Origin of the sequence: Pseudomonas juntendi (assembly GCF_009932375.1) — a bacterium.
Lineage (GTDB): Bacteria > Pseudomonadota > Gammaproteobacteria > Pseudomonadales > Pseudomonadaceae > Aquipseudomonas > Aquipseudomonas juntendi.
On record NZ_BLJG01000173.1, the window covers coordinates 1 to 695 of the forward strand.

Consider the following 695-nt stretch of genomic DNA (forward strand, 5'->3'; position numbering starts at 1 on the left):
TGGCAACCACCAGCCACCACCCCCCGATCCAGCCGATCATCGGCCCGAAGGCGCGCGCCGACCAGGTAAAGGAGGTGCCGCTGTCCGGCTCTGCCGAGTTCAGTTCACGGTAGCCCAAGGCTACCAGCAGCATTGGCAGGAAGCCGACGATGAACACGGCTGGCAGGTGTGCTCCTACCTCACGCACGGTAGGGCCCAGTGCGCCGGTGAGGGTATACACCGGGGCGATGGTGGAGATGCCCAGTACCACGCTGGCCAGCAAGCCCAGGCGCCCCTTGGCCAGGCCTTTGCTGCGCTGATTGTTGCCCGCTTCGGCCGCCACGTCGGGTGGGCGGGCGGCTTCTGTGTAATTGCTCATGAGTATTTGCCGTAAATTTTGGAATTGTTCTTACAGGCCTTGCGCACAAGGCCCGCTTTCACTCATTGAAAGCTTGCTGTCAGGGGCGCGTCAGCCGTGCGCCGTCCCGTGCTGCATAGGCAACGCAGGCCTCGCGAAACGCCTGAAACAGGCGCAGCGAGACCGGGTTTTCGCTGAACCGCCACTCTGGGTGCCACTGCACGCCAAGGACGAATCCCGGCGCACCGGGCATGGACACCGCTTCGATGAGGCCGTCCGGGGCCCGCGCTTCGACCCGCAGGCACGAAGCCAGGCGCTCGATGCCCTGGCTGTGCAGCGAGTTGACCTCGAACTGCGC

1 protein-coding gene and 1 pseudogene are annotated in these 695 nt (G+C 64.9%); both read right to left on the reverse strand.

Annotated features, from left to right (window positions below; translation table 11 throughout):
- Positions 1-358: pseudogene (locus GYA94_RS20260) on the reverse strand (amino acid transporter); the annotation flags it as partial.
- A gap of 79 nt (positions 359-437) precedes the next feature.
- Positions 438-695, reverse strand: a 258-nt coding sequence (locus GYA94_RS20265) for a gamma-glutamyl-gamma-aminobutyrate hydrolase family protein (protein WP_167524231.1), incomplete at its 5' end; no start/stop codon positions are given.